The 14,021-nt window shown below is 58.8% G+C and carries 16 protein-coding genes and 1 tRNA gene; 4 read left to right on the plus strand and 13 right to left on the minus strand.

The genetic code is table 11. From position 1 onward, the window contains the following. Nucleotides 1–72: 72 nt before the first annotated feature. The 6 genes from era to WCX72_RS03275 are packed head-to-tail and all read right to left on the minus strand — an operon-like array spanning nt 73 to nt 5,244. Nucleotides 73–948, minus strand: a complete 876-nt coding sequence (gene era, locus WCX72_RS03250) for a GTPase Era (RefSeq protein ID WP_345970872.1) — start codon at nt 946–948, stop codon at nt 73–75. A gap of 10 nt (nt 949–958) precedes the next feature. After that, entirely contained in the window at nt 959–2,287 is a 1,329-nt protein-coding gene (gene hslU / locus WCX72_RS03255; protein WP_345970874.1) for an ATP-dependent protease ATPase subunit HslU, read from the minus strand. After that, complete coding sequence (gene hslV, locus WCX72_RS03260) at nt 2,284–2,829, minus strand: ATP-dependent protease subunit HslV (protein ID WP_345970876.1); 546 nt, start codon at nt 2,827–2,829, stop codon at nt 2,284–2,286. The genes hslU and hslV overlap by 4 nt, the downstream gene beginning before the upstream one ends. Continuing rightward, nucleotides 2,829–3,275 (minus strand): 50S ribosomal protein L9, encoded by a 447-nt coding sequence (gene rplI, locus WCX72_RS03265; protein WP_345970878.1) that lies wholly within the window; start codon nt 3,273–3,275, stop codon nt 2,829–2,831. Before rplI ends, hslV begins: the two co-directional genes overlap by 1 nt. Before the next feature lie 16 nt (nt 3,276–3,291). Next, nucleotides 3,292–4,020: a ferredoxin-thioredoxin reductase catalytic domain-containing protein gene (locus WCX72_RS03270; protein ID WP_345970879.1), complete on the minus strand. Its 729-nt coding sequence runs from the start codon at nt 4,018–4,020 to the stop codon at nt 3,292–3,294. 9 nt (nt 4,021–4,029) lie between these two features. Beyond that, entirely contained in the window at nt 4,030–5,244 is a 1,215-nt protein-coding gene (locus WCX72_RS03275) for an argininosuccinate synthase (protein WP_345970880.1), read from the minus strand. Between the two features lie 127 nt (nt 5,245–5,371). Here WCX72_RS03275 and WCX72_RS03280 point away from each other — a divergent pair, with 127 nt between their 5' ends. Next, the gene (locus tag WCX72_RS03280) at nt 5,372–5,623 is read left to right on the plus strand and encodes a hypothetical protein (protein ID WP_231020420.1); all 252 of its coding nucleotides are present in this window, start codon (nt 5,372–5,374) and stop codon (nt 5,621–5,623) included. Further along, entirely contained in the window at nt 5,616–5,915 is a 300-nt protein-coding gene (locus WCX72_RS03285) for a hypothetical protein (protein WP_231020421.1), read from the plus strand. The genes WCX72_RS03280 and WCX72_RS03285 overlap by 8 nt, the downstream gene beginning before the upstream one ends. Here the strand turns inward: WCX72_RS03285 and WCX72_RS03290 are convergent. Genes WCX72_RS03290 through WCX72_RS03315 form a run of 6 tightly spaced genes read right to left on the minus strand, consistent with a single transcriptional unit; the run spans nt 5,912 to nt 11,941 of the window. Continuing rightward, entirely contained in the window at nt 5,912–7,126 is a 1,215-nt protein-coding gene (locus WCX72_RS03290) for a peptidoglycan DD-metalloendopeptidase family protein (protein WP_345970882.1), read from the minus strand. The genes WCX72_RS03285 and WCX72_RS03290 overlap by 4 nt on opposite strands. Continuing rightward, nucleotides 7,123–7,935, minus strand: coding sequence for a cell division protein FtsX (locus WCX72_RS03295; protein WP_345970883.1), 813 nt, complete (start codon nt 7,933–7,935; stop codon nt 7,123–7,125). The genes WCX72_RS03290 and WCX72_RS03295 overlap by 4 nt, the downstream gene beginning before the upstream one ends. Then, nucleotides 7,922–8,593 carry an ABC transporter ATP-binding protein gene (locus tag WCX72_RS03300; RefSeq protein WP_345970884.1) on the minus strand — a complete coding sequence of 224 codons (672 nt, stop codon included), beginning with the start codon at nt 8,591–8,593 and terminating at the stop codon, nt 7,922–7,924. The genes WCX72_RS03295 and WCX72_RS03300 overlap by 14 nt, the downstream gene beginning before the upstream one ends. Further along, nucleotides 8,586–9,758, minus strand: coding sequence for a tRNA (guanosine(46)-N7)-methyltransferase TrmB (gene trmB, locus WCX72_RS03305; RefSeq protein ID WP_345970885.1), 1,173 nt, complete (start codon nt 9,756–9,758; stop codon nt 8,586–8,588). The genes WCX72_RS03300 and trmB overlap by 8 nt, the downstream gene beginning before the upstream one ends. Nucleotides 9,759–9,762: 4 nt before the next feature. After that, nucleotides 9,763–11,019 (minus strand): hypothetical protein, encoded by a 1,257-nt coding sequence (locus tag WCX72_RS03310; RefSeq protein WP_345970887.1) that lies wholly within the window; start codon nt 11,017–11,019, stop codon nt 9,763–9,765. Beyond that, nucleotides 10,958–11,941 (minus strand): RluA family pseudouridine synthase, encoded by a 984-nt coding sequence (locus tag WCX72_RS03315; protein ID WP_345970888.1) that lies wholly within the window; start codon nt 11,939–11,941, stop codon nt 10,958–10,960. Before WCX72_RS03315 ends, WCX72_RS03310 begins: the two co-directional genes overlap by 62 nt. A gap of 125 nt (nt 11,942–12,066) precedes the next feature. Here WCX72_RS03315 and WCX72_RS03320 point away from each other — a divergent pair, with 125 nt between their 5' ends. Beyond that, nucleotides 12,067–13,176, plus strand: a complete 1,110-nt coding sequence (locus WCX72_RS03320; protein WP_345970889.1) for an FtsW/RodA/SpoVE family cell cycle protein — start codon at nt 12,067–12,069, stop codon at nt 13,174–13,176. Between the two features lie 41 nt (nt 13,177–13,217). Further along, nucleotides 13,218–13,294, plus strand: a tRNA-Ile gene (locus WCX72_RS03325). A gap of 43 nt (nt 13,295–13,337) precedes the next feature. On the opposite strand, the gene WCX72_RS03330 is transcribed toward WCX72_RS03325, so the two are convergent. After that, on the minus strand, nt 13,338–13,826 hold the full coding sequence (locus tag WCX72_RS03330; RefSeq protein WP_345971511.1) for a glutathione peroxidase: 489 nt from the start codon (nt 13,824–13,826) through the stop codon (nt 13,338–13,340). Nucleotides 13,827–14,021 lie beyond the last annotated feature (195 nt).

Consider the following 14,021-nt stretch of genomic DNA (forward strand, 5'->3'; position numbering starts at 1 on the left):
AAAAAAGCCCTAGTTATGGTTGTCGCGGGGGAGTGAGTCAGAATCTATTTTTATGGCTAATCTGCCGGAGGCTCAGGTTTGGTACCCGAGGTCTTCAAGCATCTTCTTATCGTTGGTCCAGTTGGGTTTCACGCTGACAAACAGATCAAGGTAGGCGCGGTGGCCGGAAAGGGACTCGATCTTCTGGCGGGCATGTTTGCCGATGCGCTTGATCGTTGCCCCGCCTTTGCCGATCATGATCCCTTTCTGGCTCTCCTTTTCAACGATGATCGTTGCGCGAATATGGTCGATGTCGTCGGCTTCGTCGATTTTGTCAATGACGACATCCGTACCGTAGGGGATTTCGTCGCTGATATTCTCGAAAATTGATTCGCGGATGAACTCTCGGAAGATGTCCCGCAGCTTCTCATTGGTGAGGTCTTCAGGGTCAAAGAGGTAGGGCGATTCCGGCAGAAAGCGCGTAATGACTTCTTTGAGCTGTTCGAGACCGGTATGCTTGGTCACAGAGACGGGAATGAGGGCCTCGAAGTGTTCAGAGAAGGCATTGTATTCCGCGATTCTGGCCAGCAGCTCCCCCTGGGAGATCTGGTCGATCTTGCTCAGTGCAATGAGGTGTTTTTTCCCGCCGGCGAGCTCCAAGAAGCGTTTGTAGTGCTTGACGCTGTCCGCGGCGGGGGCCAGGTAGACAATAAGGTCGCAGTCACCGATTGCCTTGAGGGCCTCTTCGAGCATGAACTGGTTGAGTTTGCGCTCTTTTTCATGCAGGCCGGGCGTATCGACGAAGATCAGCTGATCCTCCCCGTGCATGACAATGGCGTTGAGTCGTCTGCGCGTCGCATTGGCTTTCTGGCTGACCATGGCGATCTTTTCGCCCAGCAGGGCATTGAGCAGGGTGCTTTTGCCCGCATTCGGGCGTCCGACGAGGGCGATAAAACCGGCTTTGGTCATACAGGGCTCCTTAGAGGATATAACGGGAGAGGTCTTCATCCTCGATGACGATGTCCAGTTTGTCATGGACGATCGTTTTGCTGACGGTATAGATCTTCCCGGCGTAGGATTCGGCGTCAAAACTGATCTCTTCGAGCACCTTTTCCAAGATGGTGTGCAGACGTCTGGCGCCGATGTCTTCGGTCTTTTCATTGGCCTGCTGCGCGAGGGCGGCGATGGCACGGATGGCGTCGTCATCAAATTCAAGGGTGACTTCTTCGACGGCGAGCAGCGCCTTGTACTGTTTTATCAGCGAGTTCTTCGGCTGGGTGAGGATGGCGTAGAGCGCCTCTTCGTCAAGGGACTGCAGCTCGACGCGAAGCGGAAAACGCCCCTGAAGCTCGGGGATAAGGTCGCTCGGCTTGGTCAGGTGAAAGGCCCCGGCGGCGATGAAAAGGATGTGGTCGGTTTTGACCGGCCCGTACTTGGTGCCGACGCTGCTCCCTTCAACGATAGGCAGCAGGTCGCGCTGTACCCCCTCTTTGCTGGGGTCGTTGCGACCCTGACTCTTGGCGCTGACGGCGATTTTGTCGATTTCGTCGAGGAAGACGATGCCGCCGTCTTCCGCGCGGCGTACGGCCTCGCTTCGGATGGCGTCCATGTCCAGAAGCGCTTCGGTCGCTTCACTGTCAAGGATACGGATCGCATCGGAGACTTTCATCTCCTTTTTGTTCTCTTTTTTGTTGATCGAACTGAACATTTTGGCGAAGGATTCCTGCATCTTCGCCATTTCCGGCGGCATGCCGCTGTCGTTGAACTCGATATTGCCCTTGGGGAGCTCGATCTCGATGGTTTTGTCGTTCATCTCGCCGTCAATGACCCTCTGCCGCATCCGTTCGCGGGAGGAGGCATATTCGGCTTTCTTGGTCTCCGAGGAGAGGGGCGGCAGCGGCGGCAGCAGTTTGTCGACGATCTTGTCGAGGACATACGCTTTGATCTCCTCTTCGTTCGCCGCTTTCTGCTCCTCTTTGACGAGGGCGATGGAGGTCATGACAAGGTCGCGGACCATCGATTCGACGTCGCGGCCGACGAACCCGACCTCCGTGAATTTGCTCGCTTCGACCTTGATGAAGGGGACGCCCATCATCTTGGCCAGTCGGCGGGAGATCTCCGTCTTTCCGACCCCGGTTGAACCGATCATCAGGATGTTCTTGGGCATGATCTCCTGCTGCATCTCGCCATCAAGCTGCATACGGCGGTAACGGGTGCGCAGGGCCAGGGCGATGCTCTTTTTCGCGGCCTGCTGGCCGATAATGTAGGCATCGAGGTAGGAGACGATCTCATTGGGGGTCATGTTCATGCTTCCGAGGCCTCCAGGGTAAGAATTTTGATCTCGTGGTTGGTGTAGATGCAGAGGTCCGCCGCGATATGCAGGCTCTCCTCGACGAGGGACTCGGGTGTCATGTCCGCATGCTTTTTCAGGGCACGGGCGCTGGCGATGGCGTAGTTTCCGCCGCTGCCGATGGAGGCGATTTGGCCATCCTCGGGCTCGACGACGTCGCCGTTGCCGGTCAGGATGAAGATGTGCTCTGTGTTGAGGACGATCATCATCGCTTCCAGACGCCGAAGGACCTTGTCTTTCCGCCACGCTTTGGAGAAGTCGATGATGGCCTTGACCATGTCCCCCTTGCGTGCGGAGAGGAACTCCTCGAACATGTCGAAGAGGTTGAAAGCGTCCGCCGTGGAGCCGGCGAATCCGGCGAGGACCTGGCCGTTGTGCAGTTTGCGGATCTTGGTGGCGTTGTTCTTTAAGACGGTGTGCCCGAAGGTGACCTGCCCGTCCCCGCCGATGACCGCCTTGCCCTCACCCTTGTACGCGAGGATCGTCGTTGCGTCGAACATTATGCACCTACGATGTCGAGGTGCAGCAGCGCATGGATGCCGTGGCCGAGTTTGAGGTCGACCTCGTGCTTCCCGGTCATTTTGATCGCCTTTTTGGCTTCAATGTGCTTTTTGTCGATGGTGATGCCGTGCGCATCTTCGAGTGCTTTAGCGATGTCATCTTTGGTGACGGCGCCGAAGAGGTGGCCGGTATCGCCCAGTTTTTTGGCGATCGTGACTTCGAGGGCTTCGAGCTTCGCTTTCATGGCGGTGAGGTCGGCGATCTCCTGGGCCTCGTTCGCGGCGGCCTGGCGTTTTGCTTCCTCCCATTCCGCGATCACCTCGTCGGTCGCATGTCTGGCAAACCCCTTGCCGATCAGGAAGTTCTTGCCGTAGCCGTCTTTGACCTCTTTGACCTCGCCGGCTTTGCCGAGGCTTTTGACATCTTTGATCAACAGTACTCTCATCTCTTCTCCTTGTGTTTCAGCGTTCGAGCTCGCCGCCGTAGGCGACGATCCCGTAGGTCAGGTTGCCGACGTCTTCAAATCCCATGTCGCTCAGGATACGTTGGCAGTGTGCACTTCGGCTGCCGACATGGCAGTAGACGATCAGCTTCTCTTTTTTGGAGAGCTTTGCGCTCTCCAGGGTGTCAAAGAAGCTGCTGGTAGGAATAAGGCGGTCGGCGCCCTTGATATGCCCCATCTGCCACTCCATGTGCTCACGCACGTCGATCAGTTTGAAATCGACCATGCCGAGCGTTCTCCCTTCGAGCAGGGCGGCGAGCTCGTCGCCGTCGAACTGCTCTTTTTGAAGCAGCAGCGCACACTCTTCGGCGCTGAGCCCTCGGGAGTGCTGATGGACGACCTCTTCGATCTCTTCCTCGCTACGGTGCTGGGCAGCATATTCGGGGGTGCAGAAGATCTGGCAGTGGCAGACCCCGTCTTCGGGAATCTCTTTCTCGATGGCCGGTTTGCAGGGGCAGATGCGGTCCTGCTCTTTGTCGCCGGTGACGAAGAAGCAGGGGCAGTAGCGCTTGCCGTGCATCAGCTTGTTACGCGTCAGCCCCAGCTGGATGCCGTCGTTGATCTCCGCATCGGGGTTGTAAGACCAGCCGAACTGCTCGACGACTTTGTCGGTGAAGCGGATCGTCCGCTCGAGCTCGCTCTGGAATTCGTCAGAGTTGATATCGATCTTCGTAATTCCGCCGGCCATCGTTTTTCCTTACTGTTTGCGCGCTTTGCCCGCGATGATGAAGCGCAGGGCGTTGAGCTTGATAAAGCCGTTGGCGTCTTTCTGGTCGTAGACCGCGTCCTCTTCGAAGGTACAGTACTCCGGGTTGAACAGTGACTGTTCGGAGCTGCGTCCGACGACGATGACGTTGCCTTTGTAAAGCTTGAGGCGGACAGTCCCTTCGACGTTCTCCTGGGTCTTGTCGATGGCAGCCTGGAGCATCTCACGCTCCGGCGCGAACCAGTAACCGTTGTAGATCAGCTTCGCGTAGCGCGGCATCAGCTCGTCTTTGAGGTGCGCCTCTTCGCGGTCGAGGGTGATGGACTCGATGGCGCGGTGCGCTTTGAGCATGATCGTACCGCCCGGCGTTTCGTAACAGCCGCGGCTTTTCATCCCGACGTAGCGGTTCTCGACGATGTCGGCGCGGCCGATACCGTGTTTGCCCGCCAGCTTGTTCAAGGTCTCGAGCATCGTCGCCGGGGAGAGGGCTTCGCCGTTGAGCGTGATCGGGTCGCCGTTTTTGTAACCGATCTCGATGTACTCGGGCTCGTTCGGCGCCTCTTCAGGGGAGACGGTCCAGCGCCACATGTCGGCTTCCGGTTCCGCGGCGGGATCTTCGAGGATGCCCCCTTCGTAGGAGATGTGCAGCAGGTTAGCGTCCATGGAGTAGGGGGATTTTTTACCGCTTTTCTCGATCTTGATGCCGTGTTTTTCAGCGTAGGCGAGCAGCTTTTCGCGGGAGTTGAGGTCCCATTCACGCCACGGGGCGATGATGGTGAGGCTGCTGTTCTGGCCGAGGTAGCCCAGTTCGAAGCGGACCTGGTCGTTCCCTTTGCCGGTTGCGCCGTGGCTGACGCCGTCGGCGCCGGTGATCTTGGCGATCTCCGCCTGGCGCTTGGCGATCAGCGGGCGGGCGATGGAGGTGCCCAGCAGGTACTCGCCCTCATAGATAGCGTTGGCACGGAACATCGGGAAGACGTAGTCGCGGACGAACTCTTCGCGCAGATCGTCGATAAAGATGTTTTCGGGCTTGATCCCCAGATCAAGCGCTTTCTGGCGTGCCGGTTCGACCTCTTCGCCCTGGCCGATATCGGCGGTAAAGGTGACGACTTCGCACTGGTACTCATCCTGCAGCCACTTGAGGATGACGCTGGTGTCCAGACCGCCGGAGTAGGCCAAAACGACTTTTTTGACTTCTTTTTTCATGGATAGATGTCCTTGAAGGATAATTATGATGCCGCGATTTTAGCGCAGTTTAGATGACGGCGAGGTAAAGGGCAGCCGGGTTGGTGTGGGGGACCTGCTATACTTTTGAAAAAGTTTGGAGCTCCGGATGCCAAGTTTTGCCATTATCGGCGGTCTTTTACTTAACGTCGGCGCCTTTTTGACCTACCGCGGGAAAATCTTCGAAGCGGTGTGGGCCTACCTGGTGGCAGATCTGTGCTGGATCGCGATGGCGTGGGAACGCAACGACGGCTGGGGCATGCTCTTTATCGCCATAGGCATCGCCTTCGGGCTGCTGGCCTTTCGGCGGATGCACCGGGGCGACATGGAAAAATCACTGAACAAGGATGAACGTGGCTGACACGATGCTATACGAAGCGCAGGGATTGCAGCTTGACCTTTCCAAAATCACCCGCCTCTACCCGGCGGCGATCGTCGAGGGGGGTGGGGCCGAGGCCCAGGTCTCCCTTGAGTGGGCGGATTTGAAGAAGGACGAGGTGAAGATCGCGGAGTACGTCCTCGTCTTTGACTTCGACCCTCCGGGAGAGGTCCCGGCCCAGCGCAAATTGCTCCATTTTGAGACGAAAGCGGCGCTCTTCGAGACAATGCAGACCCTATCAGATATCTTCGAAAAGGCCTACAAGGGGGCTTAGCGGATGACCTGCAGCGGATCGATGTGGTAGTTTTTCTGGGTCACTTCGAACATCAGCTCATCGTTCACGCGGCCGATGACGCTCCCTTTTTTAAGACGCTTGCCTTTCTGGACCGTCGGGGCGATCTGGTCGAGGTGGGCATAGATGGTATGCAGTCCGCCGGAGTGCTCGATAATGACGACGTTCTCCAACATCGGCGTCTCCAGGGCAAGAATGACCTTGCCGTTGAAGATGGCCTTGACTTTGGCGTTGGAGCTTTTTGGCTGCAGGGAGACCGACTCGTTGAAGATCTTGATCTTGTAGATCGGATCGGTGTAGGTGCCGTAGCGCTTCAGGACCGTGTACGCATCGAGCGGTGCGATCGTCTTTGAACCGCGGTAGCGGCGGGTCCGCGCCTTGTGGTAGCTGCTGCCGACCGAACGCACATCTGGAACCTCTTTGGAAGCCAGCAGCGCTTCATTGCGCTTCTCCTCCTGACGCGCGGCCGCTTTTTGTGATTCGCTCTCCTGGATAATGTGCAGTTGGGCCAGGGTCTTTTTCAGGGCGGACTTCTGCGCCAGAATCTTTTTGATCTCTTTTTTATAGCGGCTCTTCTTCGTCTGCAGGTCGCCCAGGGCCTTTTCGTTCGTCTTTTTGGCTTTTTGAAGGTCGCGTTTCTCCTGTTCGATCGAAGCGATGTCCGTTTTAAGCCGTGCCGTTTTTGCCGTCAGCTGCTTCAGGGCCGCTTCGTTTGCGCGGAAGTCGTTCCCGAGTTTCTTGATCTGTTCTTTGGTTTGCTCGTTCAGTGCGCTAAAGACCGCTTCGCCGATGACCGCGTCGGGGGAAAGGGTGTTGCTGTCCTCCTGGATCATGGTGAGGGAGACGATACGCGCCATAAGGTCGGCGAGGTCGTCGCGCAGCTTTTTGCGGTTGGCTTCGAGGGTCTCCTGCGTTTCGGCGAGCGTGACCAGTTCATCCTTGGCGCCGGAAAGGATGGTAGCCTTGCCCTGCAGCGCCGACTCGAGGGATTCGATCTTCTTTTGCTGGGTCAGAACAGTCCGCTTTTTTTTCAGGATCGCCTTGGCGGTCTTGGCCATCTTGGCATTGACCGAGGCGTAGTTGCGGTCAAAAGAGCTGAGACTTTTGGAGGTCTCGTCGATTTTGTCGTCGATGCTTTTGGCCGTCACAGTGGCGGTGAGCAGCACCAAAAGCAGAAGGGCGGACCGGATCATACCTCTTCTTTGTGCCCCATGACGATCATGGAAGCGAGCAGGATGGAGAGGGAGATGGCCACGCCGGTGAGCAGCGGCACGTCATGCAGCGGCTGGAAGAGCGTCGGCTGCAGCTGCACGAGGGAGAGGAGCTGTGCCATCCAGCCGTAGTGGTCGACGAGGACAAAGACGGTTGTCGCCAGCAGCGAGGCGATCACGGCATCGACGATGGCCAGGCGGAAGAGGACGGCCGACCGCAGCCAGACCGGGGCGCCGAAGAGGGCCATGATGTTCATCCGTTCGCGGTGCTGGAACTGCCACAGGCGCATCTCTTTGATGATGAGCAGCGAGGTGACGAGGAAGACGACGGCCGCCAGGACACTGACGACGTTTTTGAAAAGCTGCAGCAGCCGGTAGACGGTGTCATGCTGCTGTGCAAAGGTCTCGACGCGGCTGATGGCGCGGTCGCGCAACAGCCTCTTCCCCAGTTCCCGCGCCTCGTCCGGGGTGATGAAGTTGGCCATCCGCAGCCGGTAGAAATGCGGAAGGTTCAGCGTCATCAGGTTGATCTGGGAGTCGCCGGTCTGCTGCTGGAGCTGCTGCAGTACCCGGCTGGGCGAGAGGGGCTCGACGGCGCTGATAGCGTCGTCGATGCCCTGGAAAAAGGCGAGGGAGAGGTTGCTGTCGCTGACGACGACGATGCCGTAGTTGTCCCCCAGGCGCTGTTCGTATGCCCCGATGACCCGCTCCAGGCTCAAAAAGAGCTGCAGGGTGATGAGGATGGAGAAGAGCGCCGTGATCAGCGAAAAGTGGCTTTTAAGAGACTTCATAGACGTCTCCGTGCTCGATATGGTAGTGCTTGTATTTGACCCCCAGCGTCTCGGGGATGTGGTGGGTGACGACGACGACGGTCGCTTCGAGCTGGGTATTGGCCCCTTCCAGAAGGTTCCAGATCACCTTAGAGGAGTACTCGTCAAGGTTCCCCGTCGGCTCATCCGCGAGGATGAGGATGGGATTGTGGGCAAGGGCGCGGGCCATCGCGACGCGCTGCTGCTCGCCCCCGCTCAGCTCCATGGGGTACTTGCCCCGCTGGTGGGTGAGTTTGACGTGGCCGAGGAGCTTCTCCACCTGCATCTCGCTGATGTCGCGGGCGTAGCCGTTGATGAGCAGCGGGAGCATGACATTCTTCTCTATAGTCCACTCTTTGACCAGCTTGTAATCCTGGAAGACAATCCCGACGTGGCGGCGCAGGAAGTTGAGTTTCTTCGTATTGATATTGTCCATGTCGACCCCGCCGACGGTGAGGGAGCCGGAGAGCATGGGGAGGGCACCGAAGAAGGACTTGAGCAGGGTGGATTTGCCGCTCCCGCTGGCCCCGGTGATAAAAACGAAGCTGCCGGAGTCGATGGCGAAGGTCGCCTTGGAGATGATCGTTTCATGCTTGCCGTAGCCCAGGGAGAGGTTGTCGGCGATGATGATCTTATCCATGCAGGGCCTCGATCAGGAGCTGATGCGCACGGGCGTTCGTCCGGGAACGCACCGGCGGTGTCGGGAGGTAGCGCGGCGCATCGCCGAGGATCAGGTAGAGATGTTCGGGACGGGCGTAGGGGCCCATGGAGAGGCGGAACATGGCGCGGCCATCGTCGGTGCGGTAGAGGCGCTCGAAGTGCACGAACCCCTCGTCGAAACGCAGCGTGGAGCCGTTGAGGGCTTCGAGGCGTTCCGGGTCGGGTGCGATGGCGTTGAAAGCGAAGGGGGCGATCGCCTCGAGCGGTCCGGAAAGCTCTTCGTTGTGCATCAGCACGTCGTAGATGTTCTTTTCCATCCGGCGCCAGCGATCCTCGTATTTGCTACTGACCTCCAGGGCGCGGTTCTTGTAGATCTCGATATGGTTCTGGTTCAGGGCCATAAAGGTCTCGAAACTGTAGGCAAAGTAGTTGTCGCTGTCGGTACGCAGCTCCAGTTTCCCCTCGGGCTTCAGCACCCGGATGCTTTCGGCAATGAAAGCTTCGCCGATGACGCGGCGGTGGGGTTTCTTGTCCCAGGGGACGGGAAAGTGGACGTAGATCCGCCCGGCAAGGTTGGAGGGGACGAGTTCCAAAAAGAGGCGGGCATCGTAATCGAGCAGCAGGATATTGTCAAGCTGCTGGATGTTGATCTGTTTGAGCACCTGCTCGATGGAGGGCTTGTGAATCTCGATCCCGATAAAGAGGACCTCCGGGTTCGCTTTGGCCTGGTGCAGCAGGTGGCGACCGGAACCGAAGCCCACTTCGATGCGGATCTCACGGTCGGTGGGAAAGTTGCGCTCGAAATCGTGGATGGACCACAGCGCGCTGTCGTTGCCCAGGTGCATGTTCGCTTCGCCGCTGTCGACGTTCGAGGCGAGGACCTCCAGACCGACGAGCCCCGCATAGGCCTGAAGGGCGCGCTTGACATAGTGCGTGGCCGACGGGCGGGAGATCTTGTCCGCTTTGAGCAGGGTCTTGTCCGGCAGCCGCTTGAGCAGCAGGAAGAACTCCTTTTCGCCGATGGAGGCGGCGATCAGTTTTTCATCGTCGTGGAGGGTGTTTTCCGCCATATAGTGAAAAGTGACGCCGTCCGCAGCCGCGGGGAAGGCCGGAGCCTTGAACGAAGCGATATGCAGGTGGGGCATCGGGTTACTGGCCCTCCAGGACGATGGTCTTGGACGCGGAGGGTTCAGACTTGAGGCCGTTGGCATCGACAGCGATCACCTTGTAGCTGTACTCCAGTCCCGGCGAAACGTTCACATCGGTGAAGCTTTCGGTTTTGATGTCGCGGATAACGTTCTCTTTGCTGTCAAACCACCCGCTGCGGGTCGTCTTGAGGAGTTCGAAGGCGACGGCGCGGCTGTCTTTGGCTTTCCATCGTACCACGACGGCCTTGTTGCGCAGCGCGAGGGCAGTCAGTTCGGGGATGGCGGGCGCGGCCATCGTCGTGCCTTCGGCGGGTTCGCTCGGCAGGCTCTCCAACTCATCCTTGTCAACCGCCGCGACTTTGTAGAAGTAGCGCACACCGTTTTCGTCGACCTTGTCCGTGAAAGCGGTGCGGTCGACTTTGGCGCGGTAGCTGTAGTAGCCGTCTTCGCGGTCGGCACGGTAGACCTTGTAGTAGACGATCCCTTTGTCGGGGGAGGGCTGCCACTGCAGGGCGACCCGGTGGATTGCACCTCGGCCGGCGGAGAGCTGCGACGGCGGCAGCGGGAGCGGTTTGGTCGCGACGGTCACGACGGCGGAGGGGAGGCTCTTCTCGCCGCTGAAAGTGCGGGCGAGGATGCGGTACCGGTAGACGCTGTCGTCGTCAAGATCGTGGTCGATGTGCTCGGCATGGAGGCGGCCGTCGATGCGGGCGATCCAGTGGAAGGATTTCTCGCCCGGATCGAGGCGTTCGATCTCATACCCCTCGACGCGCAGGTCCGGGTGGGGACGCCAGAGGAGTTTGGCGCTGCGGGCCAGCTCTTTGGTCGCCGTGAAGTAGCTGACCGGCTCGGGGAGGCTCAGCGTTTTGGCGGCGACGGTGTTGTCGGGCATGGATTCGCGCCCCTTGGCGTCGACGGTCGTGAAGCGGTAGCGGTAGGTCGTCGCGGGCTGCAGGCCGGCGTCGACGTAGTGGGTACGGAGGGTGTCGTCGATCACGGCGATGCGGTAGAGCTTGTCATCCTCACCGCCCGGGGTGTCGCGGTAGATGTTTACGCCTTTGACCCGCGGGTCCTTGACCGGTTTCCACTCAAATGCGATGGCGGCGGTGTCGCTAAGGTAGCCGTTGATGCTGACCTGGGGCAGGGTGTTGTCGATTGCGACAGGTTCGGCGGGGGCAGGTCCTCCGACACAGCCGCTAATCAGCAGCGTCAGTGTCGAAAAGAGTGCCGATACGATCAGGGTCGAGCGTCTCATCATCCAGTGTCTCCGTAGGGAAATGCGACTGCAGCCTCTCTGTGAGCGCCGCGGGAAGCGGGGCCGCAAAACGCATCGCCTCCCCCGTCCGCGGATGGGTGAAGTAGAGCGTATAGGCGTGCAGCAGAATACGTTGGATTTTATCGGGATTGCTCTTAATGCCGTATAAATGGTCGCCGAGGATATGGCGGCTGAAACTTTCCAGGTGGACGCGGATCTGGTGGGTGCGCCCCGTAAAGAGTTTACAGGCGATCAGTTCCTCTTTTTCGTCCTTGGAGAGCAGCAGCTTTTTAAAGAGGGTCTGCGCGCTCTTGCCGTGGGGGACGACGGCCATCTTGAGGCGGTTGTGGGGGCTGCGCCCGATCGGCTTGTCCACCAGGGTGAGATCCTCTTTGAGCGGCGGAGTGACGACGGCAAGGTAGTAGCGCCCCATGCTTTTGTCCTGGAGCTGTTTGGAGAGGGCGTCGTGGGCCTCGTTCGTTTTGGCGACGATCATGACGCCGCTGGTGCCTTTGTCGAGGCGGTGGACGATGCCGTGGCGCTCCTCGCCGCTGAGCGTCGAGAGGCGGATGTCGTGGTGTTTGAGCCAGTCGACGAGGGTCGGCTCCTTGACGCTGGGGGCCGGGTGGACGGTGAGGCCGCTGGGCTTGTCGATGATGAGCAGGTCGTCATCCTCATAGAGAATGGGCACGTCGAAATCGATGGGCTGCGCTTCTTCGGGCTCCATCTGGGGCAGCGTAACCGTGACCTTTTCGCCGGACTTGAGTTTCACCCCCGGCTTAGCCGCCGCTTTGGCCTCGACGGCGACATGGCCGTTCTTGATGAGGTGGGCGATCTGGTTGCGGGGTTCGCCCATCGCCTGCCCCAGAAAGGTGTCGAGGCGTTCGCCCCCGGCGGCTTCGAAAGTCAGGACAGTTGGCTGCATGGGAACCTTTGTTATAATTTTGGCACTGGGCATTAAGCGCTGTGGCTAAAAGCGGGAGAAAGACCTCTACCGCTCTATTTTCTACACGTTTGACGCTGAACGCTTAACGCTTGAGAGGACGTGCCTTGCGCAGAATAGATAGACGCATTTTAGCACACTTCGATTTTGTCATCCCGGCGCTGATCGTGCCCCTCGTCCTGGTGTCGGGGTGGCTGATCGGCGAGATCCACCCCCTCCTGGCGCACAAACACCTCGTCTATGTCGGCGTCGGGGCGGTCGTCTTCACCTTTTTCTTCTTTCTGCCCGTGCGGCGGCTCAGCTGGATGATCCCGATCTTCTACTGGTTCAACATCGGCCTGCTGCTCGCCGTCGAGTTTTTCGGCCATGCGCGCCTGGGTGCGAAGCGCTGGATCGAACTCCCCTTCGTCCACTTCACCATGCAGCCCTCCGAGCTGATGAAACCGGCGTTTATCCTAATGCTGGCCTACCTCGTTTCGCGCAATCCGCCTCCCTACGGCGGCTACGGCTGGGCCGCTTTTTTGAAACTCTCCTTTTACATCCTGCTCCCTTTCTTTCTCATCGCCAAGGAGCCGGACCTGGGGACGGCCACCGTCTTGCTGCTGCTGGGGGTGGGGGTACTCTTTCTCGTCGGGGTGCGCTGGAAGATCTGGCTGACGCTGGCGGTCGGTTTTATCGTCTCGATGCCGCTGATCTATACCCAGCTGCACGACTACCAGAAGAAGCGGATCACGGACTTTATGAGCGAGAAACCGAGCTATCACGTCCAGCAGTCCATCATCGCCATCGGTTCGGGCGGGGTCGTCGGCAAGGCCAAGGAGGAGGCGACGCAGACGCAGATGAAGTTCCTCCCCATCGCGTCGAGCGACTTCATTTTCGCCTACGTCGTGGAGCGTTTCGGGTTTATGGGAGCAGTGCTGCTGATCGGGCTCTATGCCCTGATCATCATCCACCTGCTCGGCATCAGCCTCTACACCCACGACCCCTACATCAAGGTCGTCAGTGCGTCGGTCTCTTTGCTCATCTTCGTCTACATGAGCGTCAATATCGCGATGACCATCGGGCTCGCCCCCGTTGTCGGCGTCCCGCTGCCGATGTTCAGCTACGGCGGCAGCAGTTTCGTCAATTTCATGATCCTCTTCGGGATGCTTGAAAACTTGATGGCGTTCCGGTTCACCGAACTCTACCACCGCCGGGGCAAAAAAAGCTTCGTCTAAAGGGCGCGAAAGTATAATTCGCTCCTTCCTGTAGAGGATGTGGGTCTTTAGCTCAGTTGGTTAGAGCCCCCCGCTCATAACGGGGTGGTCCAGGGTTCGAGTCCCTGAGGACCCACCACCAAACCTACGATACCTTATTCCCTATTTTTTTTGTCAGAACGTTATGGCGCATCCAACAGTTTTTCAATGGCACTTTCCAGTGCTTTCGGCTCGGTCGAGGGGGCAAACCGTTCGACGACGTTGCCGCTGCGGTCGACGAGGAACTTGGTGAAGTTCCACTTGATCGCCTCGCTGCCCAGCACGCCCGGCCTGGCCTTTTTAAGGTGGCCGTAGAGGGGGTGGGCGTTCTCGCCGTTGACGTCGATCTTGCCGAACATCGGGAAGGTGACCCCGAAATTGCTCCGGCAGAAGGTCATGATCTCCTGTTCCGTTCCCGGTTCCTGGGAACCGAACTGGTTGCAGGGGAAGCCGAGGACGACCAGGCCCCGGGATTTGTATTTTTCATAGAGCGCTTCGAGCCCTTCGTACTGCGGGGTAAAGCCGCAGCGGCTCGCGACGTTGACGATCAGCATCACCTTGCCGCGGTAGGGTGCGAGCGTCGCCTCGCTGCCGTCAATGGTTTTAACGTTAAAAGCGTAGATGTCGGTCATTGTATTCTCCTTGGCGCAGTTTTGGATGGAAAAGAGCAGAAGGAGCCAGAAGAGCCCCCGTATTGTCCGCCTTGTCATGATCTTCCTTCGTCCGTGTGATACCGCATTGTAACATTCATACAAAGCCCCTCTGCCGGGGCAGTGGTAAGCGCGCCGGAAACAGCGGCGGGTCCGGGGTGTGAAAACCCGTGGGGG

It is taken from the genome of Thiomicrolovo immobilis (assembly GCF_039645955.1).
GTDB classification, from domain to species: Bacteria; Campylobacterota; Campylobacteria; order Campylobacterales; family Sulfurimonadaceae; genus Thiomicrolovo; species Thiomicrolovo diazotrophicus.

Excerpts from the sequence above, each read along its gene's own strand:
- era (WP_345970872.1), bottom strand. The coding sequence starts at position 948 with ATGACCAAAGCCGGTTTTATCGCCCTCGTCGGACGCCCGAATGCGGGC.
- hslU (WP_345970874.1), bottom strand. The coding sequence starts at position 2,287 with ATGAACATGACCCCCAATGAGATCGTCTCCTACCTCGATGCCTACATT.
- hslV (WP_345970876.1), bottom strand. The coding sequence starts at position 2,829 with ATGTTCGACGCAACGACGATCCTCGCGTACAAGGGTGAGGGCAAGGCG.
- rplI (WP_345970878.1), bottom strand. The coding sequence starts at position 3,275 with ATGAGAGTACTGTTGATCAAAGATGTCAAAAGCCTCGGCAAAGCCGGC.
- WCX72_RS03270 (WP_345970879.1), bottom strand. The coding sequence starts at position 4,020 with ATGGCCGGCGGAATTACGAAGATCGATATCAACTCTGACGAATTCCAG.
- WCX72_RS03275 (WP_345970880.1), bottom strand. The coding sequence starts at position 5,244 with ATGAAAAAAGAAGTCAAAAAAGTCGTTTTGGCCTACTCCGGCGGTCTG.
- WCX72_RS03280 (WP_231020420.1), top strand. The coding sequence starts at position 5,372 with ATGCCAAGTTTTGCCATTATCGGCGGTCTTTTACTTAACGTCGGCGCC.
- WCX72_RS03290 (WP_345970882.1), bottom strand. The coding sequence starts at position 7,126 with ATGATCCGGTCCGCCCTTCTGCTTTTGGTGCTGCTCACCGCCACTGTG.
- WCX72_RS03295 (WP_345970883.1), bottom strand. The coding sequence starts at position 7,935 with ATGAAGTCTCTTAAAAGCCACTTTTCGCTGATCACGGCGCTCTTCTCC.
- WCX72_RS03300 (WP_345970884.1), bottom strand. The coding sequence starts at position 8,593 with ATGGATAAGATCATCATCGCCGACAACCTCTCCCTGGGCTACGGCAAG.
- trmB (WP_345970885.1), bottom strand. The coding sequence starts at position 9,758 with ATGCCCCACCTGCATATCGCTTCGTTCAAGGCTCCGGCCTTCCCCGCG.
- WCX72_RS03310 (WP_345970887.1), bottom strand. The coding sequence starts at position 11,019 with ATGATGAGACGCTCGACCCTGATCGTATCGGCACTCTTTTCGACACTG.
- WCX72_RS03315 (WP_345970888.1), bottom strand. The coding sequence starts at position 11,941 with ATGCAGCCAACTGTCCTGACTTTCGAAGCCGCCGGGGGCGAACGCCTC.
- WCX72_RS03330 (WP_345971511.1), bottom strand. The coding sequence starts at position 13,826 with ATGACCGACATCTACGCTTTTAACGTTAAAACCATTGACGGCAGCGAG.